Here is a 25650-nt window from a genome sequence, read left to right as displayed (position 1 = left end):
GGCCTATGATCTATCTGCACGAGCTGAAAAAGCTGCTGCTGTCCCCCGTTCTGCTCGCTCTGGCCGCGATGTGCGTCATAGCCAATCTGACGTTTCTGCTCGTCGAACGCGATAGTCTTGCGCCTTACGATCAGCTCGGGCATCCTTCCGATGCGGTCGCCGCTCAGGCGGTTTCGATTTTCGAAGGCTACCGAACGGCGGACATCGCCGAAGGTTACGTGCGCTGGTATCGTCTCGAAGGAGACAACGCCGAGCGGGTACGCGCGAAATACGAAGCGCTTCAGCCCGTCGTCGATCGCAAAGCGGCCTCCGCCGAGAAGCCTCCGGTCTACTTCAGCGGCCGGATGACCGATCTCGAAGTGCTGCTGTTCGGCAAATTGTTGAAGCATGTCAGTCAAGAGATCGGTCTGTTGGCGCTGCTGTGCGCTCTGCTGGCTGCCGTCTACGAGCAGATGCGCGGCACCGAACGCTTGATTTACGTTTCGAAGATCGGGCGGAAAATTCAGCTCGCGAAGCTCTGGGCGGCGCTGAGCACGTCGGCGGCGCTGAGTCTGTTTGTGATCGGATTAAGCCTGCTGACGTTTTTCGTGTTGTTCGATTTTCCGATTCCGTGGCGGGCGGACGTCTCCAGCGTTTTCGACCATGCGCTCGGCGAAAGCAAACCTTTTATCACGTGGCATGATCTGACGGTCGCGGAGTATCTGGGAGCGGCGCTCGCGATCAGCTTCGGGCTTGCGCTCTGCTGCGGCCTGATCGGCTTCGCCGCCGGGACCGGGATTCGCAGCGCTTACGCCGCTTTCGGCGCATGCGTGCTGCTGCTCGCCGCGTTCGATCTGATCGCGCGTTCTCCTCTGCTGCCGGTCGGCTCGATCTTCAAGAGCGTTTGGAGCCTCAATCCGATGTGGATGTGGAGAAACAGCGGCACTTGGTTCACCGACGGCCGGGCGGAGGTGTTATGGGCGAACTTCGAGACGCTGGGGCTGTTCGCGTATTCCGCCGTGTTTGCCGCTGCCGCCTGGTTGGCTTACCGTCTGCTGAGAAGGAGGGAGATCCATTGAGGCTGTTTCTGTACGAGTTGAAAAAGATCTGGAATTGGCGCGTGCTGATCTTGATCGCCGGGTTCGCGGTATTGATCTGGTTCTCGATTCTGAAAGGAAACATGGAGACTTATCGGACGGTGAGCGATTACGGCGGCAATTTCGGTCCTTATCAGCGCGAGATGTTCGAGAAATACGGGCCGACGCTGGAACCGGAAGAATTGGCCGATTACGATATTGCGGGGAAAATGGCGGCGCTGGAAAACGAGTTGGATGCTTGGATCGCCAAAGATCCGCTGTTCGTGCAGAACGGCATCTCCACTTATGCGGGGTACGAAAATTTTCGGGATCAAAACAGGGACAGCATGGACGAGAAAGAACGGGCCGCGTTTGATGAAATCACTATGCAAATGGATATCAAGTTGTCGCTGGACGATCTTTGGAACGATCCGAAAAAACGGTTCGCTTCGCCTTATATCCGAATGACGATGCTGGGGAATTTAAACGCTACGTATACGGATTACGAACGCAACATCGGGTATTACCTCATGTACGAAAAACATCCGGTGCTTATAGAAGCTGCCCGGCAAGTTCTTGCCAAACATAATAACAGTTTGGTCCCCGATAACTTGGGCGGAGTTGTATCCGGGCATTTTACCGTAGTCGGCGTATCCGTCATTCTCGCGACGCTGCTGCTCGTCTCGCCTTCGCTGAATCGCGACCGGGCGCGCGGCATCCACCTGCTGCAGTATTCGTCCGCGGCAGGCCGCCGGATCTTATGGATGCAGTGGGCGGCTGTCTGGGTCAGCGCCTGCGTGTTTTCGCTGATCGCGGTTGCCGTGAGCGCCGTTCCGCTGCTGACGGCGGACATAAGCGACTATGCCGGCGTTTCGATGCTTTTTATGGTGAACGGCAGCATCGCGATCCCCTACGAAATCACGTTCGCGCAGTATGCCCTGCTGCTCGTCGGCATGAGTATGCTGCTAAGCATAGCCGCCGCCTGCTTCGCGTTCGTGCTGGCGAAGTTCAGTTCGAATATCATGGCGGCGGTCCTTAAGATCGTTCCGTTAGGACTGGCGTTCTGGGCGCTCTACTTATTCGCAATCAGCGGAGCGCTCGAATACTACAACCCTTTGTTCGACCGCATTCTGCACGGCCGCGTCGCCATGCCGGAAGTCATGCTGTGCGGCGCTTTGGCGGCGGTCGGAATGCTGACGGCGGGGATTGTCGTGAAGCGGGAGAAGAGAGCGGATATTTTGTAAAAAAGAGATAGACGATCGTACGAAAAGGAGCACGACGCATTGAACCTATTCCGGCACGAACTCAAAAAAATCTGGAACCCGCGCATTCTGCTCCTGATCGCCGCTCTCGCGGTTCTGGTCTGGTTCACCATGCTGCGCGGTTTGCTGAACAGCTACGAAAGTCTCGGAACGCACGGCGGCTACGGATCGCATCAGCGCGAGCTGTTCGAACGTTACGGCGATACGCTGGAACCGGAAGAATGGGCGGCGTACGACGTTCCGGGCCGAAAAGCGGCGCTCGAATCGGAGATGAACGCGCTGATTGCTGACGACCCACGTTTTGCCGAATACGGCGTCCGCGATTACCGCGAGTATCGGGCGTTCGCGGAACGCAGCACCGAAGGAATGAACGATCGACAAACCGCGCAATTTCTTGAAGCGGCCGGGGATATGCAGGACCGGCTATCGCTTCGCCGAGACGGGCAAACGTTGGACGAATTCTACGCTTCGCCGCAGATTCAAATGCAGACGCTTGAAGCGCTGGAAAGCGCCTATGCGGAATACGGGCCGACCCTGCAAACGATCATCGCCCGCGACGAACGCCCGGTTGTCGTCGAAGCCGCCGAGCAGATTCTGAAACGGCATAACGACAGCCTGATCCGCGTCGATCTGTGCGAGACCGTCTCGATGTACGCGGCGACGATCGGGGTCTTCGCGATCGCGGCGACGCTCCTGCTGACGGGAGTTCCGCTCGCTCGGGACCGGGCGCGGAATATCTATCTGATTCAGTATTCATCGCAAACCGGCCGCCGCATTCTGTTCGTTCAAGGAGCGGCGATGCTGGCCAGCGGCTGCGCCGTCTCGCTGCTGTCGATCGTGATCGGCAGCCTTCCGTTAATCGCGGCAGGCATGGGCGATTACGCGCACGCGTCGATCCAATCGTTCACCTATTTCGAGATGGGGCTGTACGATATGACGTTCGGCCGATATGCGCTCGTGTTGGCCGGCATGATCGTGCTGATGTGCGCGGCCTCGGCCGGATTGGCGTTTATTCTCGCGAAGTTCAGCGCCAATCTGATCACCATGCTGATCAAGCTCGTCCCGACCGGTATCGCGCTGTCCGGCTTGGCCGTGCTGGCGATCAGCCGAGCTTTTTCGTTCCACAACATTCTGTTCTCGGGCGTGCTGCGAGGGCGGGTGGCGATGCCCGAGCCGATCCTGTGCGCCGCCCTCGCCGCGATCGGACTGGCGGGAGCGCTATGGGTCGCTTTGCGCGAGAAGAAGGCTGATGTCAGTTAGGAGGGTCGGCAAATTATCGAGTACGCGTTATTCGCCGGACGCCAACAGCCGGATCGCCAGACACGCGGATCGCCGTTCTTCGCGAGATAATGACGGCTAATACGCGGCTCGTCGCCCTATAGGGGAGACTTGGTGCAAACAGACCGGCCTCTTTTCGATGTCCCTTTTCAAAATGTTGTCGTCAGGTCAGCATTTCGGCTCGAATTCTGCTTTTTTTGCGGAATTGTTGACTTTATGCGCACATTTCCCCGCACAAATCGCATTTTTTCGCTAAAACAGCCAAAATTGTTGACGTAACGACTGCATTTTCCGAAAATACGTTCTTTTCGGGCAAAAAAGTGAGCAAAAAGTCAACATTCATCTGCGGAAGGGAAAATATCGGGCTATCGATCACGTTCACGCTTCTTGCTACGCTTGATTTTCCGCGATAAATCGGACGCCGTATTCCTCGGATAACGCTTTCAGCTGCTCGGCCGTTTCCCGGTCTCCGATCTTTTTGCTCCATCCGTCCGAAGCATCCGGGTTCGCGCCGACGAGGACGAGATCGAAAGGAGGCACGAGAGCGGGTTCGCAGCACAGCAAATCGTCCAGACTTAGCGCGTTCCAACCGTAATACCCGCAGGGGCCGACGACCGCTTCGCCCAACGCGAGGAAAAAGTTCTCAGCGCTGCTCACCCCGGTCTGATCCAACCGAAAAGGCGGAGCCGTCTGTCCGATGCCCGACGTGCCGCGATTAACCCGATACCGCACCGCGTCCAGCCAGCCTTTTTGCAAATTTTCGTCCAAAAACACCCATTCGTTGGTTCGGATCGGCAGCGATTCCCGCCACAATCCCCAGACCTTCAGCACCTCTTCCGATACAGGCTCCGCGAAAGTCCCGACCAGATCGAGACGGACCGGACCGTTCTCCGCTTCCGCTTGATTCCAATCGATTTTACCGTGCGAAGCGAAATACAGTTCGTGCAGAATCTGTCCGGCTCGGTTGGCGACGACGATGTTCAAGCCCTCTAAGGCCACCCGCGTTCGATTGCGATATTTGCGAAAATTCGGATCGAGTTCGAAATTGATCAACGGGGTCGGTCCTCCTTCATCTCTTTTTTTATCGTATTCGGATCCGATTTCCTATTTTTTGCCGAACGTTCGGCTTGATCGCGTTTTCGATACATCGAGTTTTACAGCAGGCTTCGAATCTCTTCGACTTCTCTCCGGATCAGCGGTTCGGGATCTTCGGACAAAAAGTCCAGCGATTCGTTCAGATCAGGCGAATCATGTTCGTTCAAGATCCGCAAAGACACCAATCTCAACATGAAATCTTCGTCTTTGATTTTCTCGAGCGCATATTCGTCGGCTAACGAAGGAAGCTTCTCGGCCATCGCCAACAAAGCTCTTCTTTGAACGTATTTATCGTCGTCTTTCAGCAGCGTCTCCAGAACCCCGTTCCATTCTGCCTGATCGCTGCGGCGAATCCATTCGGCGATCTGCCATCTTGTCTCGTAAGCATGGAAGACGGCGCCTCGCCGGATGACCTGCCAAGCCGCTTCTCCATGAAGCCCTTCTTCGCATCGATCGAGAATGTCTTGGTCTTCGTTGTTCAGAGCCATCACCAACAGCACGGCTTGGATCTTCGCTTCGGAATCCGGATTTGTCGCCAGTTCGGCGATGATTACTCCGGTCAGATGCAGGATCTTGTCCCATTCGGAATATAAGCAGACATCCTCAATCAAAGACGAACTCGAATCTCGCTCGTACGCTTCGCGAGTCGTTTCCGCCCAAGACCAGAACTCGTCGAGTTCGCGATTCAGTTCCTGCAAAAAGTCCATCTGCGCGCGCCTCCTTCCTATCTCGATCGATATAGCCCTAACAAACAAATTCCCGCGTCGGACAATTTAACTCCTGACATACTGCTGTCAGTAGAGGGAGTCTATCCTAAGACTATAGAAACGTTAAGCACATTCAGCACCTACATCTAAGGAGGATTTATCTTGCCAACCATCGGACCCGACTTCATCTCGCTTCAAGTCAGCAATCTGGAAAGCTCCGCCGAATTTTATCAGAACCATCTCGGACTCGTCCGTTCGCAATCGGGACCGCCGCATGCCGTAGTCTTCGACACCCGACCGATCGCTTTCGCTCTTCGCGATCTGCTGCCGGGCACCGAACTCGGTTCGGGCAGCTTGCCGGGACTCGGCGTCGCGCTGTGGTTGTATGCTCCCGACGCGCAGGAGATTCACGACAAACTTGCCGCGGCAGGCGTCGAGATCGTCTCCGCCCCGATCGACGGGCCGTTCGGAAGAACGTTTACGTTTGTCGATCCGGACGGTTACCGCATCACGCTTCACGACAAAGGCTGATCCGCTTGCGTTAGCGGCGTCTTGGTCCACACCTTACGCTCCCTTTAAAGCAGCAGGCGATTTCCCGACCTGTTTGCTTCGAAGGGATTTTTTTGCGAAGCTTTATTCGCTTTCCGGCGGGATCAGCGCAGGCCGCAGTTTCGCCAGCAGATCCGGCAGACTCAAGTCTTCGTTGTGGTCGCCAGACGTATAAGGCACGCTTTCCCATTCACCTTGCGCGTCGGTCCATACCGTCGTTCCGGTGTCGCCGCTGTAGATCCAGAGGCGGCCCCGCTCGTCCCACAGCACGAAATTATTGTCTCTCGCACGCAGCCCGTCTTCGAGCACGATCCGGTTTCCTGTTGCCGGCTCCGTGACCGCTACCTCGAATCGTCTAACCACGGGATCGTCGATCGGCGTCATCGAAGCCCGGAATTTGCCGCGAGGCGAATCGACAGGATGATCCGGCATCACGAGCGCTTCTCGTTCATCCGGAGTCAGCTCGTCGATCGAGGCGCTCCGCCGGTCGCGGCCCGGAGGATCATCCCTATGAGCCTGCCCGTTCTTCAGATCGACAGCGAAATTCCAATCGGCTTCCGGCACCTCGTCCGTCGGAGACAACACGAAGCCATATGCTCCTTCCCCGGCGACCAACCGCCCCCAATCGGAACCGCTGTAAACCATGTCGTGCATCTCCTGCGCCGACATTTCCAGCCGAATCCGTTGTTCCCATCCGCCTTCCCTTTTCTCCACGAACAGCCGCGCGGAACGGTTGCGCTGCGCAAGGTTCGCCACTTCCACTTGATACACGTAACGTCCGTCTTCGGTAATCTTGAGCGTATCCGATTGTACGTACGGCTCCAACCACCCGACGCGCTCGATCGTGCGCGCATCGTTCCAAGCGAAGATTCCCATAAGAATGGTCGCGCCTAACAAAGCAAGATGCAGCGGCAAACGCAGTTGGATCTTCGGCGTCCTGACCGACAGCAAACAGAGCAGCGACAGCAGAAACAGCGGCAGCGCGATCATAAACAGCTTCACCGTAGCGATCAGATCGGGCGTCCTCTGAAAATTCGCGGTATATCCCAGCAGCAGCCATGCGACGAGCGCGATGCCGCAGACGCCGAGCGTGCTTAGACTTATTTTCAGCCACAGCCGCAAACGATTGCCTCCTTCCTCGATCTCTATAGCGCGTGTCTCCTAGGGCACGTCTTCAAACCTGCTAATGTGCATCTTTTACCGCCTTTTCGCGCTCTACCGCGTCACTTCCCTTTGACGTGCCCCGGCACGCCTGCAGGAAAGTTCCTTGTTTAGCACGAAAATTCGGCAAAATCTGCTTCCATCGAGGTTTGAAGACACGCCCTAGCGTGGGTCGAACAGCGAGAGCGCTCCGTTCAATAATCCCAATTTATCCGCGATTCGCGTTCGATAAGCTTCCCGCTCGCTTTCGGTAAACGTCGACGAGATCTTCTCCAGCAGCGTATACGCCTGCGCGCTCGCCTCGTAACCGCCTCCGACCAACTGCTCGATCAAGACTTTATGATGCCGGGCATAATCCAGCGGTTCCAGCGCATATAACAGCGTTCCGCGATACCCTTGCGTTCTGCGCTGCTGCACCAGTTCGATCAAGACGTCGACCGCCTGCTCCTCGCCCAGATCGGATAAGGCCAGCGCAAGCTCGTTTCGCAGCCGGGGATCGTCCGTCTCGGCCAACTCCCGAAGCAGAATATCGTTTTCGATCGTGCTGCCGCTCGCCGCCAATTCGCCTACCGCCCGCATTCGCTCCTGCACGAACGCTTCTTGTTGTCGGCGCCAATCCGTTTCGGCCAGCTTCAACCCGTACCGGGCCAGAATCGGCAGCAGCTCCTGTCCCAGTTCCCGGCCGAAGCGTTCGAACGCTTCGAATTCGACGGTCATCTGAAGCTCCATCTCCACGCCTTGAATCGCTCCGTACGTGCGAATCGCTTCGATCGTCCGAATCGAGAAAGCGATCCGGTCGTTTTCCGATTCGTGTTCGAAGGTCAGTTTGTAGAGCAAATCGGAAGAAGCGATCTCCGTTCGGCCGAACGATCCGCTCTCCCTCTTCTCTTGCAGGATTCGCCGGAACGACGCGAACATGAACGAGATCTCCTGCACGCTGAGACAAGCTTTCTCTTCCGGACTTACCGTATACGACCGACCGCAGATCTTCGTCTCGTAAACGATCGGAATCCAGTTGTTGTAATCCTCTTCGTATCCCGACACCAACCCTTCCCCAGCGTGAAAAGATAAATTGAAGCTCGACGTGCCGAACGTATCCGTTAATTCCGCCATTCGTTCGCCTCCGTCCATTCCCAAAAAACGCCGAAGATCTCGGTCAAATTAAGCGCTCCGCCCACGCCTTCGTAGAAGTTGTTTTCCACCTTGGCATAGATCCAGTCCTCTTCCGTGCGGTCGATCTGAAGCTTCGTGAAAGTCTTCCCTTCCAGCTCCGTGTCTTCCAAATGAATGCTCACCCTCCAGCCGGGATTGTCCAGCGTCGTTACCCGCACGCCCCAACTGTGCTCCCAATCGCCGTCGCACTGCCGGGCGTACCAATCTTGCAGCCATTGCAGATCGTTCATCGCTTTTCCTCCCCGCTCAGTTGAATAACAAGAAGATCCCAAGAACCACGCCCAAAACGCCCAACCCTCTGGCAATCTTCAAAGAAAGTCCTTCCGCGTGTTTCCAAGGAGAAACGCTTGTTTTGATTCCGAATATCAGAAACAGTCCGATGCCCAAGATCAGAATCGTGCCGAAGATCGTCATGGTGAATCTCCTTTCGTATCGATCGAGATTTCTTTCAATTTCTCCGCCGCTTCGCGGTCGTCCGGATTCGATTCCAACAGCTGCTTCAGCAGTTCCCGGCTCTCGTTCAGATGATTCATGTCCAGATGCAGCAAAGCCATATTATAGAGCGCGTCGCCGCAACCCGGATTGACCCGAAGCGCCTGTCGGAACTGCTCCATGCTGCGGTCCCATTGACGTTCTTCCCAATACAGGCCGCCGAGATTGATATACGGTTCTTCTTGTTCGGGTTCGAGCAGCAGCGATTTTTTGTAACATTTTTTCGCCGCGGCCTTCTTGCCTTGTTTCTCGAAAATCAGGCCCAGATAATACCACGCGTCTTCGGAATCTTCGTCGATCTTCACCGCTCGTCGGGCCCACCACTCGGCTTCATCCTTACGCCCTTGTTTAAGCCGTACGAAAGCCTTGTTAAAATACGGCCGTTCCCACTCCGGCTGCGACCGGATCGCCTCATCGAAAATCGCGGCGGCTTCATCCCATTCGCCCAGTTCCGTCAAGCAGCGTCCGATATAATTGAGCCGTTCCGTATCATTCCCCGATAAAGCCGACAGCGCGCGAAAACTTTCCAAAGCTTCGGCGAAATCCCCGTTTTCGTATTGTTCGATCGCATGCTCATGGTCGTTCATATCGGCTCCTCTCCTTCCGGGCCTGCCGCTTCGTTTCCGTTCTCTATCGTTCTCAGCAGTCTGCGAGCCGGCCCGTAAGACGGATGCCGCGCCAACAGCTTTTGCAGGATCTGCGCCGCTTCCGCCAAACGCTGTTCGCGGATCAGAACCTCCGAGAATTTGCAGGCGACTTGAGCGTTCGCTGGATTCAGCGCAAAAGCTCGGCCGATCCATACGTCCGCACGCGCTTCGTCGCCGATCGCAGAATACGCATCGAATAGGCGCTCGCACGTCTTAAAATGCTCCCGAAGATCGGCCGAATTCAGCAGCTCGCGAATCGCTTCTCGATAATCGCCTTGCTCGTAATGTTCCACGCCTGCGCCGTAAGCCGATCTTCCGTCTGCGTCCATGTGTGCGACCTCAAATCTGGTTAGAATAGGTTAGAATTTGCTGAAATGAAGGCTGTCCGGCTCTTCATGCTCTGAACATAACCATAACGCCGAATACATGTAACCGCCTCCATCTTCTCCCTATTTTTCTTATTAAACATTCGGCGGTCGTTCTCTACCTTCGGCTGCAAAATTCGATCAACGAATGCTTACAGCGGTTCTTTCGGTAAGCTCGAATCCGATTTTGTCGCGATCAATCTTGCTCTAACGGATCGTCATTCCGTTAGAGCAAGATTTTATTGCGTTTCGGATCGCTAACGGATCCTCATTCCGTTAGCCGCGCAAAAAGGGGCAAAAAAACCGAAAAAACCGCTGTTTTCCGTTCTAAGCGTCATCTGGTTCCGTTAGAATTCCGAAAAAGCCGAAAATCGGCTCTAAGCGTCGCCTCGTTCCGTTAGAAGCGAAGCATCGAGACAGACGCCGTTACGCCGCAAAAACAACAGCAAAAAGCCCGACCGGGAGAGGCCGATGCCTCGCCCGGTCGGGCTGCTGCTCTTATTCGTCGACCGCTGGGCTGTCGACGATGCCGTACCGTTCCCCGTCGACGGTTGCCGACTTGACGGGGGAAGGCAATTCCGCCGCGGGCCGATAGACGGCCGCATAGCGGTAATCGCTCGGGTCCGCCTGCGCGGCGGCGGACCCCGTCGATCCTTCGGCGCCTGCGGCCGCCGAAGCGTCGGTGCCGTCCGCGCCTGCCGCAGCGGACGAATCCCCCGGCGCGGCCGGATCCGCCGCGCCCGAAGCGTCCGAACCGGCGGCGTCGCTGCCGGTTCCGGCACTGCCGTCGGCACCCGAATCCGTGCCGACATCACCGTTCGTTCCGGCGCCCGCGTCGCCGGAACCGCTGCCCGCGGCCCCCGGATCGGCCGCATCGGTTCCCGTACCGGAAGTTCCGCCGGCTTGATCGCCGCCGGCCGCGCCTGCCCCGTCTCCGGCAGCCGCTCCGCCCGTACCGGTCGCATCCGAGCCGGTTCCGCCCGTTCCGTTTGCGTCAGTTCCGGCCGCATCGCTGCCGGTCGCACCGGAACCGGCTCCGTTCGCATCGGTTCCCGTACCGTTCCCCGCTTCGCCGGTCGTTCCGGCATCCGAACCCGGAGCCGGATCGTCTCCCGCTTCAAGCTCTGCCCGATCCAGCGTCGCGGTCGTGCCGTCTTCGAGCGTCAGCTCGATCGCGGACGCCGAAGCCAGAAAAGCATCACGCTCTTCCGCCGTGCGGAAATTGAACGCCAGCGCTCCGTCCTTCGCGTCGGCCGGAACGGTCAGCAGGAACTTCGGCTGCGCGGCCGCGTCGTCGGCCGGCTCCGTTTCTTCGTCCGTACCCGGCACGGCCGCGCTGTTCGCTCCGTTCGGATCGGAAACCTGCGCGGTTTCTTTCTCTCCGCCGAGCACGCCCGTGCCGTACAGCACGCCGACGGTCGCTCCGCCGACGATCAGCAGAGCGAGCACGCCCATCAGGAGCAGCGTCAAACCGCGGTTGCGGCGCATCCAGCGCACCAGCGGCGAAGCCTGCTGCGCCTGAATCTTGCGGTACACCGCCGCAAGCGGTCCCGGCGCGCCTTCGAAATAATCGCGCCGGTTGTTCTTGTCTTTGAACGCTTCGCGGTCATGCGCCGCGAAATAGCGAACGATCTCGGCTTCGTACGCCGGATCGAACTTGCGTCCATGCACGTAAGGCTCCTGCGTCGCCGTCCAAGCGAAGAACGTATACAGCGCTTCGCGCCCGCCCGAACGGGCGGTGTTCGTGCGCACGGATTCCACGAGCCGTCGGTAATCGACGTCTTCGCCGCCGCCGCTTAAGCTGCGCGAGAACGCCGGCAGCAACCGTTGATACCGCCCCGCCGCGATCTCCGCGGGCAGCAGGCGTTTGCCGAGCATCTGCACTTCGTCCATTTCCCGCATGCCGAGTTCTTCGAGCAGTCCCGCATCCGGCCGCTGCTGCGTGAACCACAGGTACGCGGCGCGCAGCGCGGCGTATTTGCCCGTTCCGCGCGGTCCGCGCACTTTCTTGCGGCGTTCTTCTTCCGTCTCGCCTTCGAACAGGAAACCGAGTCCGGTCACCTGCTGAAGCGTAACTTTGTCCCATTCCCATTCGTCCAGCAGATATTGGATCGCTTCGTCCGCCAGCGTGACGCACAGCGGATGGTTCATCAGCTCTTCGCCGACGGGACCGTCCACCGGATGCGCCATCGGGCCGCCGTCGCCGCGCAGCGTCTCGACCACGCCGCGCACCGCCGCTACCGGATCTTCGGCATGACGCAGCTTGCTGCCGAGCATTCTTCGGGACGTATCGCAGAAATGCTCGTTGTTCAGCAGCCCCGGATGATCGTCCGACCACTGCTGCACGATGCGGATCAGCTTCGAAGCGTCTTCCGCCGCCTGCATTTTCCGCTCCAGATACGGTTCGAACAGCATGCCCGCCGTCTGGCGGTTGCCGATCACGGTCGAGAAGAACATGTCCGCGAGTTCGGGATCGCTTTCGATGACCGCGTAATACGCCATGCCGCCGTCTTTGCGTTTCTGGCGCGTGACCATCGGCATCAAGATCAGCAGATAACGCATGACCTGCGCCGTCGCGCCTTTGCCTCCGACCCGGAAATAAGCCACGATATCGCGCAGCAGCTCCGGCTCCGGCACGCTGCCGCCCGTCAGATCCTGCATCTCCCGATCGAAACGGCCGCCGAGCAGATCGAACATCCGCGCTTTGAGCCGCGTGTTGCCCGCCCGTTCGATCCAGCGGAACAAGAGTCCCAGCACGCCTCGACGATCGTTCTCGTAAGGCGACTCGTCGCCTTCTTCGATCCGCAGCAGCCGGGACAGTTCCAGATACCGTTCGACATTCAGCGCGTCCGGCGTGCTGCCGAGCGCTTCGTCCGCGAACGCGAAGAAACGTTCCAACCGCTGAGGATCGCGCAGCCCGTCGTGCAGAAAGTCCGCCAGCTCCTGCAAACTTCCTCCTTCGGCCGCGTTGACGATCCGGCCGCGCGAGAAGTCGAACAAGAAATCTTTTTCGATATTCCGGTCACCTGGACGCATCGAACCCTGTTCCACGAACGTCAGATTGACGCCTTTGCGGCTGTGCGGTTCGCGCGAATACGTCAGGAATCCGAGACGTCTGCGGAATTCCGGCGGCAGCGCGGCATACAGCACTTCGAGCAGGCGCAGCGCGCGCTCGCTCGTCTCGGCGATCGGAGCGTTCAGCGTGACGTACACTTTGCGCCGTCCGCTGACCGATTCCATTACGGCGAGCAGCAGCCTTTTGAACGAAGCGCCGTCGATGCCCAGTTCCGCCAGCTTCTCCAGACCCGTTTTGGGCTGCGGAAGATCCGCGCGGATCGGCAGCGACTCCAGCTCGGGAAGCGTCCTGCCGCGAGCGGCTCCGGCGTTTCGTTCGGCGCGCGGCGAAACGTCGGGTGCGTCGCTGTCCGAGACGCGTTCCGCTCCGAAAGCGTCCATGCGCGGCAGACCGTCCGAAGCAAGATCGGTCTCCGCCGTATCGACGACCGTTTCCGCCCCGTTTTCGTAAGCTGCGTAGAGGAAATTCATGTACTCCGACGCCAGAAGCTCCGCTTTCTCCGCCGGCACGACATAGTTATGCGTGAAAAACGTGCTCCGCAGCCCCGTAAAGTCCGCCGACTTGTAGAGACTCCGTCCGAGCACGACATCGCCCGTCTCGAGCTGCACCAGATGCACCGCGTCCGGATAAGCCGCTTCTTCTTTGACTCCGGAAGCCGTCAGTTCGGCCGGCGCGTCGTAAGCGCAGAGCGGGTGCAGCGTTTTTTTGACGAATTGATCATCCAGACCGTTCGAACGCGCGATCGTGTCATAGCCTTCGGTATCCCGGAAAATGCCGCTGCGCGCGCGCGTGTACAACTGCTGGCCGATTTTGTGGGAGGAGAATGTACTCACCTGCTATTCTCTCCCCTCGATGTATTTCAATTTGTAGAGCAGCCAGATAAACGGTTCGTCGACGCGGATCGGACTGACCACGCCCTGAACTTTCTGTTCGACCGGATTGCTGCCGAGCGCCGATACCGCGAAATAGCCGGTCTCGTTGAAGTAGACGTCCATCGTGCCTTTGAACGGCCGATCGACCTTCTCGATGAAGCGCCGCACTTCGCCGTCGATATTGCCGAACTCGGTCAGATCGAAATAGTCGTGATGCTCCAAATTGTTGAAAATATTGCTGTTCGCGCGCAGGTAATCGCCGTCTTCTTCCGCCAGCGCGCGCAGCATGTCGCTTTTGGTCAGCACGACCGCGGTCGGGATATCGGTCTTGCCTTTCTCCTGATGCGCGATAAAGTCGCCGAACATGGTCAGTACCACGTCGCGCGGTTCGTCGTACACGCTGGTCCATTCGCCCGGCTTGTCGCCCTGCATGATGCGCAGCCGCTCGCGGATCGAACGGATCTGAAGCGGATCGACCATGAACAGGATGCCCGCGGAATTCTTGATATGTCGGCCGTGCAGATTCAGGTACTCCTGATCCACCATGCCTTCGCCCGCCACGTCGAAAAATACGAGCGTCAGCGGCGCTTTGCGTTCGTCCTTGAACACGAATTGGAAAATGAACGGTTCCTGCATCCGCTCCTTCTGCGTGGACGCGAGCAGATCGCCGCGTTCGAACAGCGGATCTTCGTAATTCATGCGGAACTTGCGGCTGATCTCCGCGTTCAGCGGCATGCAGGCGGCGTCGAAACGATCGGCCGTCGTCTGCTGAAGCGTATGGATCAGCGACGTCATGTAAACGGACTTGCCGACCTGCGACGCGCCCACGATCGAGATGATGTTGCTCGGCACTTTGCCAGCCGTGATCGGCAGTTCGTTATGGCAGTGCGGGCACAACCGGCGGCGCGTCGTTTCTCCGTAGCGGTCCGTCAGTCCCGTCAGCACGTTGTCCGTATAGATGCGGTGCTCCGGCAGGATATCCTGCGGTTTCAGAATCGCTTCCATATCGTACAGCGAATCCAGCCCGAACCGCGCCCGATACCGGTTCAGCGGCTCGTCTTCGCGCAGCGCGAAATCTTCGTCGTCCTCCCGATAATGCGACGCCCGGAAGACGACTTCTTCCGGCGAAAATTTGCTGAAGCAGTACGGGCAGACGATGTCGTAAAACAGCGGCCTCGGTTCTTCTTGAGACTTGCGCATAAAACGACTGAAAAAACCCATCCCCGTTCCCCCTAATGATTATTATTGATCCATCGAATCTGTGCGTTCGCCGCGCGCCTTATTCGGGCAGCAGCTCGTAGAGTTGGCCGTACTTTTTGCCGTCCGTGAAAAATACCCGGACATAATCGTTTTTGCCGACCTCGATCTCGGGCAGAGCCGTGCGTCCGGCCGGAAACGGCGCGGCGAACGGATAGACCGTGCCGTCCTGCGGGCCGGTCGGGTAAGCCCCGCTTTTCTTCACGTAGCAGAGCACGCCTTCGCCCAGCGGCACTTCGCAAGACAGTTCGATCCTTACCGTCTTGTAAGCGCGGAACAGCGGCTTCTTCTCCCGCACGGCGTAGCGGATCTTCGCTCTGCCCGCAGGCGTCTCCACCGTGTTCTCGCTTGGCGGCTGGCGTACCAATACCGGCTCGCCGGAACCCGGCAGCGCGGCATATACCGTATAAGCGTAACGTCCGATCCCGTCCAGACGGTCCCGGTAACCGCCGGAAGCTTTGTATTCTTCGCGCGTGTACAGCTTCAACTCGGAGATCCCGAAGTCTTCGCCCGCCCCGAAATTCTCGGGTTCCGCGGCTCCGAACGGCAGCGCCCCCGGGTTCGACGCTTCGGCATGGTGCGCGTCCAGCGCGCGGCGGCCGATATAAACCGAATCCGTGCCGACCGGCCAATGCCATTGCAGCGTGCAGACGTCCCCGCTCACGCGGCGCGTCAGTTCGCGAATGACCGGCGTGTCCGGACCCGCTTCGATATACCGCATCCCGGATGTCCCCTTTCGTCAACTTGTCTTGATTCGTCAACTTCCGATCGATCGGCAAGGCGTGGAATCCGTTACCGCCTCGGACGTTGTTTCTCTCTTCACAACTTCTCCCATTATAACACAGCCGGCTGCTTGCATCCCCCGCCTTGAGCCGGGGCCTCAAGCGGCCGGCCGCCATCGGCCGAACGCGTCTTCCCGCGCAAAAACGGCCGATTCCGGACAGCCTTGCTGTCGGATCGGCCGTCTGCGCGTTCGGGAGTTCGAAGCCGAAACCGCTCCGGCGAGTTGACCGCATTTCATCTAAGGTTTGAGCCTTTCGGAAACGCGCACGGTTCAAGCGGGTTTGCCGTAGGAGACTTCGTACACGGGTTAGGTACGAAATCTCGGGGGCGAAAACCAACATCTCAAGCGGTCAGCGTACTCGATTACGACTTCGCGCCTTGATGCAGCAGTCCCGGGATCGTCGACTCGAACGAAGGGAAAGCGTAGACCAGACGGTCCGCCTGCTCGGCCGTCAGTTTGAGCGTGATGACCGGCGTCAGCGCATTGATCACGTCCAGCGCTTCGCGGCTGTAGACGGCCGCGCCGACGATCCGGTCTTCGCTATCGTAGACCAGCGTCATATGCGCGTCGGTATCGCCGCGACCGGCGAAATCCCACTGTTTGCCGAGTTCGACCGGCTTGACCGTATAAGCGTCCGAACCTTCCGCTTCGGTCGGCGTCACGCCGATCTGCGCGATGCGCGGCAGCGTGAACGCGATCGTGGCGATCGGCGGATAATCGATCGGCGCGTCGGACGCGCCCGACAGCAGGCCGCCCAGATACTTCGCCTCGAAGACCGAAGTCGGCGTCAGGCGCGGCTGCTTTTTGTCGATCACGTCGCCGCTGGCATAGATATGCGGCTGCGACGTGCGTAAGTATTCGTCGACGACGACGCCTTTTTCCGTGTACTCGACGCCGGCCGCTTCCAGACCCAGTCCGTCCGTGTTCGGAATGCGCCCCGTCGCGTTGATGACCAGATCGGCGGATAGCGACAGTCCTTTTTCCGTGGTGACCGCGAACTCTCCGCCGCGTTCTTCTACTCGCAAGGCGCGGTCTTCGAAGTTAAAGTTCACGCAGTCTTCGCGCATCTTGTCGACCAGCTTATCGACATACGGCTGATGGAATTCCGACAGCGCCCGGTCGGAACTCTGCACCACGTCGACCCGCGAACCGGCTTTGGACGCGATCGACGCGATCTCCATCGCCACGTAACCCGCTCCGATCAGCACGATCCGTTTCGGCAGCTCGGGAAGATGCAGGAAGTCGTCGCTGGTCTTCAGCAGTTCCGCGCCCGGAATATCCGGCAGCATCGGACGCTGTCCGGCCGCGATGACGAATTTCTCCGCTCCGTAACGCTCGCCGTTGACGACGATCGTATGCGCGTCTTCGAAGGTCGCGTCGCCGCGCAGAATCGTCACGCCCGCGTCTTCCAGCCTTTTGCCCAGAAAATCGGGCAGCGGATCGAGGATCGAGTTCTTATGCTCCATCAGCTTGGACCAATCCAGTTCGAAGCGGCTGTCCATGCCGATGCCCCGGTATCGCTGCGCGTCTTCCATGACTTTGATCGGGCCGTCCAAGATGATCTTGGGATTGCAGCCGTAGGTGGTGCATACGCCCGCGATCTTGCGGCGCTCGACGAGCGCGACTTTCTTGCCTGCCGCCGTCAGCGGCAGCGCCGCGTTCCAAGCCGCCTGTCCGCTGCCGATAAACAATACGTCAAATGAAGTCATCTTGTCTCTTCCTTTCGGGTTCGGGATTCGGGTTGGGTGAAATCGGATTCGCGATACGCGTAAACGTGGCGAAATCCAACATTCGATAGGATGTCATTTAATTACACACAACATTCCTTACCCGTACCCGAAATCCGTCAACCGGAAAAGCGAGCGATTCTTGGCGGAAAACCTGTCGCGACCGGATCGGCCTTCCGTTCCGAAAACGAAACATCGAACACGCCGCCTGGCCTCGCCGAAAAGACAGAACCTTCCGCGGCTCCGCTTCGGCCGAAGATCAGAAGCCGCTGCTCCGGTCGCCCGGACGTCGTCCCATGCCGGCCGAAGGGTTCAGCTTTGCCCCTTTGTTTCCACGTTCGCGGCGGCGATGGTCGCTGATCGGGACGATCACGGTGAACAGCGCGATGATCGCGGCAAGCGTCAGATCCGCCAACAGTCTGACCGAAGGCGCGCCGAGGCTCTCGCCTTGCAGTCCGAATTCGAGGATCAATCCGGCGATCAAACCCGCGAACGCGCCGCCGATTCCGAAACTTTTGGCGAGGAAACGATTGTCGAACATCAAGCCCAGTGCCACGCCGAGCGCGGCTCCGATCAGCAGGATCAGCGCGATATGCAGAATCTGCAAATACGTGCTGGCCGCCGGCGCGCCGGTGCGTTCGGTGAGCAGCGTGTGATCGTCGAGATTGCGGTAGATGTCTTGGAACGCCAGCGAGATCTGGTCGGCGTTGGCGACATCCGTATAAGTTCCGCCGGTACGCTCCGCGATGTTCCGGAGCAGCGCGAAGTTGCCGGAACTTTCCGTACCGAGCCCGAGCGTGTTGACCGGAATGCGTTGGTCGCGATAATCGGATATCACGGAATCGATCTCGTTTTCCGTCGCGCCGTCGGAGAGCAGGATGACCATGGAACCGCTGTTCGAATCGCCTTTTTCCTGAATATGCTGCATGGTCTCGGTCAGGGCTTTGGCAATATTGGTTCCGTACATGGCCTCTTCGATATTGTCGATCTTGGCGTATACCTGCTGCTTCTCCGAGTCGGTTGCTACTGAAGCAAAAGGCTGCACCAGAAGCGGTACGTCGTCGAAAGCGACGACGGCAACCCGTTTATCCGCGTCCATCCGCGCGATCAGGTCTTTGGCAGCGGTAAAACGTTGATTATTCGGATCGTTCGTAAGCATACTCTCCGAATTGTCGATGACCAGCACGATGTCGTTCACCCGCTTCACGCCGCCCAGATCCAGCTCGTAGACGAACTCGAACAGCGAACCGAGCGCGAGAAAAGCCGCCAACGTCACGGGCACGATCAATTTCCACGACAATCCCGAATACCGTTCTCTCCACGATCGGCCGTTAAGCTTCGGCGAGATCATCTCCGCGACCAGACAGCCCAGTCCGATGCAGAAAGCCAGCACGCCGAAATAGATGCCGACCAGCAGAATGCTGGACATTTCTCCTTCATATCGGCTCAGCAGCCATTCTCCGATGCCGAATCCGACCGCGCCGCCGACAAGCGCCAGCAGCAGAAGAAGCAGATTGATCTTGCGCTGCATTCTTCTTCCCCCTTTTCTGTGTCTGAGTACCCTCTCAACTCTTGATCAGAGATTTATGCTTTCCTGCAACGCACACGTTTCAAGCGCGATTTAGGGGAGCGTAACCTTACCTGTAGTGTTGACAAGATACCGAGTCTTTGCGTACACCTTAATTCCTTAGCTGCGCTAAAGTTAAAGTGATTAAGTCCATAAATCCGCTTATTTCGCAGCCAATCGCCAGCTCAGAACGAATAAGGACTTAAATCCCTTTATTTCCGTCATTGAGTGCGTAAAAACCTCGGACGAGCCGAAATTAAGAGGATTCTTGTACTTATTTTCGATAAATGGCGGTATTCGATCAAAATAAGCGGATATTCGGCCTTATTTTGAACAAGGATTTTCGATTCCCCATGTTTCCGCAGCGCTTCCTTACGTTTTTTAGCACTTCATGCCTTCGCTTCGCTCCTGCCCTTATGCACTCACACTTCCGGCAGACTCTCCGCGTCGATCGCGTGGAACCGATAGCCGGCTTTGATATAAGCGTCGTAATAGACGCGGCCGTTACGGTAATACATCAAGTCTTCGATATGGAAACCGCCCATCAGGTTCAGCTTCTCGACGCCGTCGCTGCGGCGTTCATGGACGTAGCCGACGCGATAGATCCGCGACGTCTCTTCTTCGTTCAGCGCGTAGCGCATAAATTCGCCGTTCGCGTCGCCGAAGAAATACTTCTCTTCGTGGCGATGCTCCTGCGTGTAATCGAACAAACGCAGATTGATCGCCGCCCGTTCTTCCAGCGTCCGGTAGAGAATGCGGAACAAGTCTTCTTTGGTCATCGTCTCGCGGTTCTCGTATTCGACCGCCACGTTCGCCCGGCGCAGCAGCTCCTCCTCGTACGTCTGGACGAGCGGTTCCGCGCCCAACAGTTCGCGGGCGCAGAGTTCCGTCAGCCGCGCCAGCAGACGGCGCTCGCCGCCGTGCATGGCGGACAGTCCGGCTTCGCTCATGCCGGACAAGACGCCGCCCGGGTAAGCGCCGCCCGAACCTCCGCTGCCCGTCCCCGATGCGCCCGAATCCGCGCCGTACGCGTCTTCCGGACGTTCCGCGACCAGCGCCGCGAGGTCGCCGAGCCGGCGCTCCTCGAAGTAATAGTCGCGGCCCCGCCGGTCTTCGGCGTCGCGCATCAGATTGTCGACGACGCGTTCGTAATACGGCATCAGATTCTGCCCGATATAATCGTCGGCGCTCCGCGCGCTGTATTCCGCGGCGCGGCGCAGCCGCTCTTCGAGCTGCTCGACGCGGCGGACCCTCGCCTTGTACTGGCCGTGCAAAGCGATCAGCGCGTCTTCGTAGCGCCGGTACAGCTCGATCTCCGTCTCGAGCCGCAGGATGTTCAGCTTGAGACCGTAGACGGTCTCGAAGAAATACCGCGCGAAGTTGCGCACGTTCTGGCTGTCGCGCAGCAGCGCTTTGCGGAACGGCTGGTCTTCGACGATCCCGCCGTAGAGCCGGTCGAGTTCCTGTCGCGCGCCCTCGAGTTCCAGCATCGCCTCGCGCATCCGCTCGAGCAGCGCCTGCGCCGCTCCTCCCGCGGATTCGGCCGGATCGCTCCAAGCGGCGATCCGGTACAGCCCGTGCCGCGCGTCTTCCGCCGCGGCCCGGGCGGCGTATTCGCGCAGCCCTCGGCCGATATCGGCTTCGACCATGTTGCGCTGCGCTTCCGCCTCGAAGTTGCCGCGGAAGAAACTCTCCGCGGCCTTCCCGAACAGCGCTTCTTCCGCTTCGTACAGCGTCATCCGACGAATGGAGCCGTAGGACGCGGACGAACTCATGATGCCGTTCATGTCCTCCAGCCGCCCTTCGTCCGGCGCGAGGCGCGCCGCCCGCTCCCGCATATGCGGGCGGTCCAGTTCCAGCCGGGCGAGCTGCTCCGCGGCCGGCGTCTCGGGGATCTCGCGCATGCGGCGGTTCAGGCCGCGCGCGAAGTGGTACAGCACGGCCAGCGCGATCGAGCGGTCCGGCCGGGTCACCCGGGCGAATCCGCCCGAAGCCAAGCCGCGGCGTCCGGACTCGCCCGCCAACCCGCTCTTGAAAGCGGAGTTGTTATATTGGCCGGCGCCGGTCTTCAGCCCTTCCAGCGGCTGGTCTTCCGCGGTTCCCGCGGCTCCGGCGAGGCCGAGCGCCGACGAACCGCCGTCGCGGCGGCGGTTCTTGAGCAGATGCGCATGGCAGACGATCTCGTAGCCGCTCCGCAGCCCGCCCGGCTGGGCGATGCCGCGTTCGTTTTTGTCGGACAGGATGTACACAAGGTCGAACAGCGGCGACGGCGCGTGGTTCACGTCGATCTTCAGCCGGTTCTCCGTGACCTGAAGCGGCGCGGAGAACGCGTATTCCGGGCGCTGCATCCGATCCAGCTCCCGCAGGAAAGACACCCCGACCGAGCTGGAATACCCGAACGAATCGGATTGTTCCTGATCGCTGACCAGCACGTACAGATCGGTCTGGACCGATTTGAACGATTGGCCGAACACCGCGCCGGCGAGCATCGCGATCTCCGGCGTCAGCACGTTCATCACGTCGTCGGCATGCACGACGACCGACAGATGCAGCCGGTCGAACGACGCGAACAATCGGCCGTTCTCCGACAGCATCCGGCTGGCCCGGCGCAGATCCCGGTTCAATTCGAACAGATGGTCCGCGTCTTCGTCCAAGAACGCGCGGTGCAGATCGCGCCGCAGCGTATTCTCCTGCGGCTGCCTTCCGCCGAAAGCGTCCCAGCGGAACCGCACCGCCTGACGATGGCGGTCCAGCGCGTCCTGCGGCAGCTTCGCTGACGCGATATGGAAATACGCGATGCCCGCCGCGTTATCGTACTTGCGGTCGTTCAATTCTGTCAGGGCCGACGCCGCCTCGGCCGCCCGATCGCCGACGAACAGGAAAGCGGCCGGATAATGCAGGCCGCTTCTTCCTTCCGCGAAGCCGGGCAGTCCTTCTTCTCTGGCCGCGTACGCGGCCGCGAATTGCTCCAGCAGCTCGTTCATGTTATTTCAACCTTTTGCGCAGCTCGTTCAGCTTGGCGGCCGTTTCCCGGTAGAAGCGGTACACTTCTTCGCCGTTGACCAGCTCCATGCGCTCGTATTCGAGCTGCTCGCGCGCTTCGATAAACGTCTGATATAGCTCGTCCAGCTTGCCGACCAGCAGCGATACGTCTTCCGACGCCGTCAGCTCGGCCGAGCGGCGGGAAGCTTTGCGCAGCAGCGTCTGACGGTCTTTTTCGCCCAGCGAACGGAAACGGTCGTAGATCTCGAAGTGCGGATAGCTGCGGCTTTTCATCAGATTGACGAACGGCTCCCAGCTTTCTTCGTCTTCTTCGCGGTCGTAGACGTACAGCGCGCCTTTTTTGACGATGGTCTCGGTATACAGCGCTTCGAGGTATTGATCCAGCAGTCTTTCTTCGCCGGCATGCTGGTTCATCAGCGCTTCCAGCTCGGCGACTTTGGCCTGAATCTGTTCGTATTTCGCCAGTTCTTCGCGCACGCGGCGGATCTGTTCCGGCGAACGGATCAGGTTTTCTTTGGCCAGTTCTTCGTTGATGCTGCCGAAAATGTCTTTGACCGATTCGCGGCCGATGCCTTCGCTCAGCAGACGCTTGAGTTCGGCATACGCGCGTTTCACTTCGCCGAGGTTCGGCTTGGCGCTCTGAAGCTGCATATCGAAGCCCGACAAGACGGCGAACAGATCGAACGGCCGCGTCGTGACGACGGAATAGCGGCTGCTGGTCGTCTGGTCGATGTCTTTTTCCACGATGACGCCGAATCCGCGCGCCCGTTCGAATTCCCCGCGAACGCGTTCGTTATAGCCTTTCACGCGCTCGTTGCGGTACACGTCGCCCCACGACTGCTGCGGGATCGGCGACGGCAGATACGTCCAGTTCTCGCGCTCGGTCTGCACCAAGTGGCGTCCGACGCCTTCTTTGCCCAGAATGGTGCGTTCGTAGTTCTCTTCGTACACTTGCAGCGGCGTGTAGACGAACAGCGGCACCCCGTTGCGCGTGTTGAGCCAGAAGATCCGGTTCTTGACGCGGCTTTCTTTGACCGTGAAGTTCGATTTGCCGATCGCGTTCTCTTGGTAATTGCGAATCCCTTTGAGGATGCCCGGCGCTTGAACCGGCACGGACACGAAGCCCCACGACGGGAAATGCAGATTGCCCGAGCTGTTGCTCAGATGGAATACCGGAATCGCTTCTTCGTCCAGTTTGCCCGCGATGTTGCGTTCCACGAATTTCTCGATCGACTCGTCTTCGCCGAACTTCATCCGCAGGAAATCTTCCATCGACTGCGTGATCAGATCGCCGAATTTGCCGGTCAGGAAGTCCGAGATCGAACCGACGATATCGACTTCCTGCTCTTTGATCCAGCGGTCGGAATGGTCGAGCAGCTCCTGCGCGAAATCGCGGATCAGATCGTCGGCGTCGCGGCTTTCCATCAAGCTGGTGACGACTTTCGAGATATCCGGCACGCTGACCACGTTCCAGTAATACGTTTTGTTGCCCTTGTGATCGACCTGCTCGTCGCCGCGCGTCAGAATCTCGCCGTTGCGTTCGAAGATCGAGCTGAGCGCGTTCAGAATCTCGGTAAACACGCCGTAGATCCGGTTGTTTTCGCGGTTCAGAATCTCGTAGAAGTCTTCGTAGAACTCGATCATCTGCTCGGTGCGTTCCACGTCGGCGCGCAGCCAGTATTCGGTCATTTTGGCTTCGATATACGCGTTCTTTTTCTTCTCTTTGGAAACGAAAGCGCTCTTCGCGTCGCCCAGACGTTCGTTCGCCTGCTCTTCGGCCGCTTCGATGTCGCGCGGAATCCGCAGCAGGCTCTCGCGCAGATTTTCGATATACGCCTGAACCATCTTAAGCAGCGAGAAGCCTTTTTCCGTATAGATCAGGCGCGACACGTAGAAAGGACCCTGCTCCGGACTCAGGAAAGCGCGGCGCACCTGCTCCGAGAACCGCTCCATCATCTCGCCCGGAAGCTGCTTCTTCATCTTGATGTATTCTTCGCGCGCCCGCGTCAGGAACGTCTGCTCCAGCTCCACGTCCATGCTGACGTTCTGCATCTTGACCACGTTCGCGTAGCTCAGACGCTCGCTGTTCTGGTAGCCCGGAATCGGTTCCGGCACGCGGGACTCGAACGTTTTGAGCATCGAATCGGGATCGAGCATCAGTTTCTGCGCGAACCGTTCGATCTCTTCTTGGTTCGGCGCGTGCTGGAACATCTTCTCCATTTTCTTGAACAAACGGTACGCGAGGTAGGTGGTCATCTCTTCGATCGGCAGCACCGCCGACGAAGCGCCGATGATGTTGTAATCGTAGTTCGCCGGATACGCCTTCGTCATCTGCGCGATGTTCGTGCGGATATTGCTGATATAGTCGTGGATCGCGAATTCTTCGCCGGAAGCTTTCTCCTCGCTCGCCATGAAGTTGGTGATATTCTCGGCCGTCACGTTCATGCAGTAATCGTACGCGTTCTCCAACAGTTTGCCTTCGGTATTGGTCGCGGAGATCAGATGGCACAGGTTAAAAGGCGGCAGCGGCGAATTCACGGTCAGAATGCTGCCGTACTGCTGCTTGAACCGCTCCCCGCGCGCGTCGACGTTCATCCAGTAATCGAGTTCTTTCAGCGCGGCATAGCCGTTCTTCCGGACGTATTCGCGCGTATGTTCGCTGAGGCTTTTGTTCGACAGATTGACGTCCGGGGTGAACAAATAGCCGAGCATGTTGAGCCGGTCCACGCCGCCCGCGCCGTAATCGCGTTCGACGAGTCCGCGGATGATGTACGAGATATCGAGGAACGAACCGCTGCCCGTACCGCCGGACAATCCGGTCAGCAGGAACACGGTCAGTTTCTTGTTGGTGCCGACCGACAGCGTCTTGATCTTCTTGTCGATGGCCTGCACCACTTGGTTGATCTTCGTGAAAAGGAGCAGACGTCCCGCTTGGCGTACGCCGGCCGCGCCGTTCATGCCGTCGGTGATGCTCAGTTCGGGCGACAGCCATTCGGTGATATACGGCTCGAGGATGCTGCGGTTCTGAAGCAGTCCGCCGATCTCGGCGTTGGCGAGCAGCACGAATTCGTTGATCGGGTCCAGCCCGATCCCTTTGTAGCGTTTGCCGCGGTCCTGCTCGTTCGTCTCGAACGCGAGGAACTCGACGTTGGACGGCTTCTCCATTTTCTTCTTCGATACCGGATCTTCCGGCAGCTTGAAGCGGCGGTTGATCTGGTATTTAAGGCGCAGCAGGGCGTCGATGCCCGTGCCGCCGAGGCCGATGATCAGCATCGGGTTGTCGATGGTGTCGACCCGGATCTTCTCGCTGACGATCCCGCCTCCGAGCGAGACGTCGAGCTGTTGGATATGTTCTCTTACGATCGGTTTCATGGGTGGCTCCTTTCGGGATACGGCCCGCGCGTTTGAAACGGAGCGGGCCGGTTCGGGTCGCGTGCTGCACGACGACGTGCAGCACGCGGCATTTAAGTCTTCTAGGCTGCATTTTCATTTTAGTTTAGGCAATTTCGGCCGAGACCGACACCGCCTTGAGGCGGGGTTGTTGACGGAAAAGCAACTTTTCAGGTCAAAAATCAGATTT

At 58.7% G+C, this 25650-nt stretch carries 19 protein-coding genes; 4 read left to right on the top strand and 15 right to left on the bottom strand.

What is annotated here, in order from left to right; all coding sequences use genetic code 11:
• Positions 1 to 5: 5 nt before the first annotated feature.
• The 3 genes from CDO73_RS08590 to CDO73_RS08580 are packed head-to-tail and all read left to right on the top strand — an operon-like array spanning position 6 to position 3577.
• Positions 6 to 1058, top strand: a complete 1053-nt coding sequence (locus tag CDO73_RS08590) for a hypothetical protein (RefSeq protein WP_088488112.1) — start codon at positions 6 to 8, stop codon at positions 1056 to 1058.
• A complete protein-coding gene (locus tag CDO73_RS08585) occupies positions 1055 to 2299 on the top strand; it encodes a hypothetical protein (RefSeq protein WP_088488111.1) in 1245 nt (414 codons plus the stop codon). Before CDO73_RS08590 ends, CDO73_RS08585 begins: the two co-directional genes overlap by 4 nt.
• 39 nt (positions 2300 to 2338) lie before the next feature.
• Complete coding sequence (locus tag CDO73_RS08580) at positions 2339 to 3577, top strand: hypothetical protein (protein ID WP_088488110.1); 1239 nt, start codon at positions 2339 to 2341, stop codon at positions 3575 to 3577.
• 408 nt (positions 3578 to 3985) lie between these two features.
• Here the strand turns inward: CDO73_RS08580 and CDO73_RS08575 are convergent, their stop codons facing one another.
• Together CDO73_RS08575 and CDO73_RS08570 are read right to left on the bottom strand one after the other, a co-directional pair.
• The gene (locus CDO73_RS08575; protein WP_088488109.1) at positions 3986 to 4648 is read right to left on the bottom strand and encodes a barstar family protein; all 663 of its coding nucleotides are present in this window, start codon (positions 4646 to 4648) and stop codon (positions 3986 to 3988) included.
• Positions 4649 to 4749: 101 nt separating this feature from the next.
• Complete coding sequence (locus CDO73_RS08570; RefSeq protein WP_088488108.1) at positions 4750 to 5397, bottom strand: HEAT repeat domain-containing protein; 648 nt, start codon at positions 5395 to 5397, stop codon at positions 4750 to 4752.
• Between the two features lie 162 nt (positions 5398 to 5559).
• Here CDO73_RS08570 and CDO73_RS08565 point away from each other — a divergent pair, with 162 nt between their 5' ends.
• Positions 5560 to 5928 carry a VOC family protein gene (locus CDO73_RS08565; protein ID WP_088488107.1) on the top strand — a complete coding sequence of 123 codons (369 nt, stop codon included), beginning with the start codon at positions 5560 to 5562 and terminating at the stop codon, positions 5926 to 5928.
• Between the two features lie 102 nt (positions 5929 to 6030).
• Here the strand turns inward: CDO73_RS08565 and CDO73_RS08560 are convergent, their stop codons facing one another.
• The 13 genes from CDO73_RS08560 to CDO73_RS08510 form a co-directional block, all read right to left on the bottom strand.
• Positions 6031 to 7068 (bottom strand): hypothetical protein, encoded by a 1038-nt coding sequence (locus CDO73_RS08560; RefSeq protein ID WP_088488106.1) that lies wholly within the window; start codon positions 7066 to 7068, stop codon positions 6031 to 6033.
• Between the two features lie 201 nt (positions 7069 to 7269).
• Positions 7270 to 8220 carry a HEAT repeat domain-containing protein gene (locus CDO73_RS08555; RefSeq protein WP_088488105.1) on the bottom strand — a complete coding sequence of 317 codons (951 nt, stop codon included), beginning with the start codon at positions 8218 to 8220 and terminating at the stop codon, positions 7270 to 7272.
• Entirely contained in the window at positions 8208 to 8510 is a 303-nt protein-coding gene (locus CDO73_RS08550) for an immunity 53 family protein (RefSeq protein ID WP_088488104.1), read from the bottom strand. Before CDO73_RS08550 ends, CDO73_RS08555 begins: the two co-directional genes overlap by 13 nt.
• 16 nt (positions 8511 to 8526) lie before the next feature.
• Positions 8527 to 8694, bottom strand: a complete 168-nt coding sequence (locus tag CDO73_RS26715) for a hypothetical protein (RefSeq protein ID WP_179218631.1) — start codon at positions 8692 to 8694, stop codon at positions 8527 to 8529.
• The gene (locus CDO73_RS08545; protein ID WP_179218630.1) at positions 8691 to 9359 is read right to left on the bottom strand and encodes a tetratricopeptide repeat protein; all 669 of its coding nucleotides are present in this window, start codon (positions 9357 to 9359) and stop codon (positions 8691 to 8693) included. Before CDO73_RS08545 ends, CDO73_RS26715 begins: the two co-directional genes overlap by 4 nt.
• Positions 9356 to 9748 carry a hypothetical protein gene (locus CDO73_RS26710; RefSeq protein WP_179218629.1) on the bottom strand — a complete coding sequence of 131 codons (393 nt, stop codon included), beginning with the start codon at positions 9746 to 9748 and terminating at the stop codon, positions 9356 to 9358. The genes CDO73_RS08545 and CDO73_RS26710 overlap by 4 nt, the downstream gene beginning before the upstream one ends.
• 534 nt (positions 9749 to 10282) lie before the next feature.
• On the bottom strand, positions 10283 to 13693 hold the full coding sequence (locus tag CDO73_RS08540; RefSeq protein WP_088488102.1) for a GAP1-N2 domain-containing protein: 3411 nt from the start codon (positions 13691 to 13693) through the stop codon (positions 10283 to 10285).
• Between the two features lie 3 nt (positions 13694 to 13696).
• Positions 13697 to 14953: a TRAFAC clade GTPase domain-containing protein gene (locus tag CDO73_RS08535; RefSeq protein WP_088488101.1), complete on the bottom strand. Its 1257-nt coding sequence runs from the start codon at positions 14951 to 14953 to the stop codon at positions 13697 to 13699.
• Positions 14954 to 15011: 58 nt separating this feature from the next.
• The gene (locus tag CDO73_RS08530; protein ID WP_088488100.1) at positions 15012 to 15710 is read right to left on the bottom strand and encodes a beta-mannanase; all 699 of its coding nucleotides are present in this window, start codon (positions 15708 to 15710) and stop codon (positions 15012 to 15014) included.
• Between the two features lie 425 nt (positions 15711 to 16135).
• The gene (locus CDO73_RS08525; protein ID WP_088488099.1) at positions 16136 to 17482 is read right to left on the bottom strand and encodes a dihydrolipoyl dehydrogenase family protein; all 1347 of its coding nucleotides are present in this window, start codon (positions 17480 to 17482) and stop codon (positions 16136 to 16138) included.
• Between the two features lie 277 nt (positions 17483 to 17759).
• A complete protein-coding gene (locus CDO73_RS08520) occupies positions 17760 to 19031 on the bottom strand; it encodes a vWA domain-containing protein (protein ID WP_088488098.1) in 1272 nt (423 codons plus the stop codon).
• Between the two features lie 458 nt (positions 19032 to 19489).
• Positions 19490 to 22051, bottom strand: a complete 2562-nt coding sequence (locus tag CDO73_RS08515) for a transcription initiation factor TFIID (RefSeq protein WP_088488097.1) — start codon at positions 22049 to 22051, stop codon at positions 19490 to 19492.
• Between the two features lies 1 nt (position 22052).
• Complete coding sequence (locus CDO73_RS08510; protein WP_088488096.1) at positions 22053 to 25442, bottom strand: tubulin-like doman-containing protein; 3390 nt, start codon at positions 25440 to 25442, stop codon at positions 22053 to 22055.
• Positions 25443 to 25650: the final 208 nt, after the last annotated feature.

It is taken from the genome of Saccharibacillus sp. O23 (assembly GCF_002205895.1).
Classification (GTDB): domain Bacteria; phylum Bacillota; class Bacilli; order Paenibacillales; family Paenibacillaceae; genus Saccharibacillus.
Note: the sequence above shows the minus strand (reverse complement) of the source record. Positions and strands in the feature narration are given on the sequence as shown.

Coding starts and splice junctions, on each gene's coding strand:
- CDO73_RS08525 (WP_088488099.1), bottom strand. CDS start 17,482: ATGACTTCATTTGACGTATTGTTTATCGGCAGCGGACAGGCGGCTTGG.
- CDO73_RS08570 (WP_088488108.1), bottom strand. CDS start 5,397: ATGGACTTTTTGCAGGAACTGAATCGCGAACTCGACGAGTTCTGGTCT.
- CDO73_RS26715 (WP_179218631.1), bottom strand. CDS start 8,694: ATGACGATCTTCGGCACGATTCTGATCTTGGGCATCGGACTGTTTCTG.
- CDO73_RS08535 (WP_088488101.1), bottom strand. CDS start 14,953: ATGGGTTTTTTCAGTCGTTTTATGCGCAAGTCTCAAGAAGAACCGAGG.
- CDO73_RS26710 (WP_179218629.1), bottom strand. CDS start 9,748: ATGGACGCAGACGGAAGATCGGCTTACGGCGCAGGCGTGGAACATTAC.
- CDO73_RS08545 (WP_179218630.1), bottom strand. CDS start 9,359: ATGAACGACCATGAGCATGCGATCGAACAATACGAAAACGGGGATTTC.
- CDO73_RS08520 (WP_088488098.1), bottom strand. CDS start 19,031: ATGCAGCGCAAGATCAATCTGCTTCTTCTGCTGCTGGCGCTTGTCGGC.
- CDO73_RS08555 (WP_088488105.1), bottom strand. CDS start 8,220: ATGGCGGAATTAACGGATACGTTCGGCACGTCGAGCTTCAATTTATCT.
- CDO73_RS08530 (WP_088488100.1), bottom strand. CDS start 15,710: ATGCGGTATATCGAAGCGGGTCCGGACACGCCGGTCATTCGCGAACTG.
- CDO73_RS08590 (WP_088488112.1), top strand. CDS start 6: ATGATCTATCTGCACGAGCTGAAAAAGCTGCTGCTGTCCCCCGTTCTG.
- CDO73_RS08510 (WP_088488096.1), bottom strand. CDS start 25,442: ATGAAACCGATCGTAAGAGAACATATCCAACAGCTCGACGTCTCGCTC.
- CDO73_RS08515 (WP_088488097.1), bottom strand. CDS start 22,051: ATGAACGAGCTGCTGGAGCAATTCGCGGCCGCGTACGCGGCCAGAGAA.
- CDO73_RS08550 (WP_088488104.1), bottom strand. CDS start 8,510: ATGAACGATCTGCAATGGCTGCAAGATTGGTACGCCCGGCAGTGCGAC.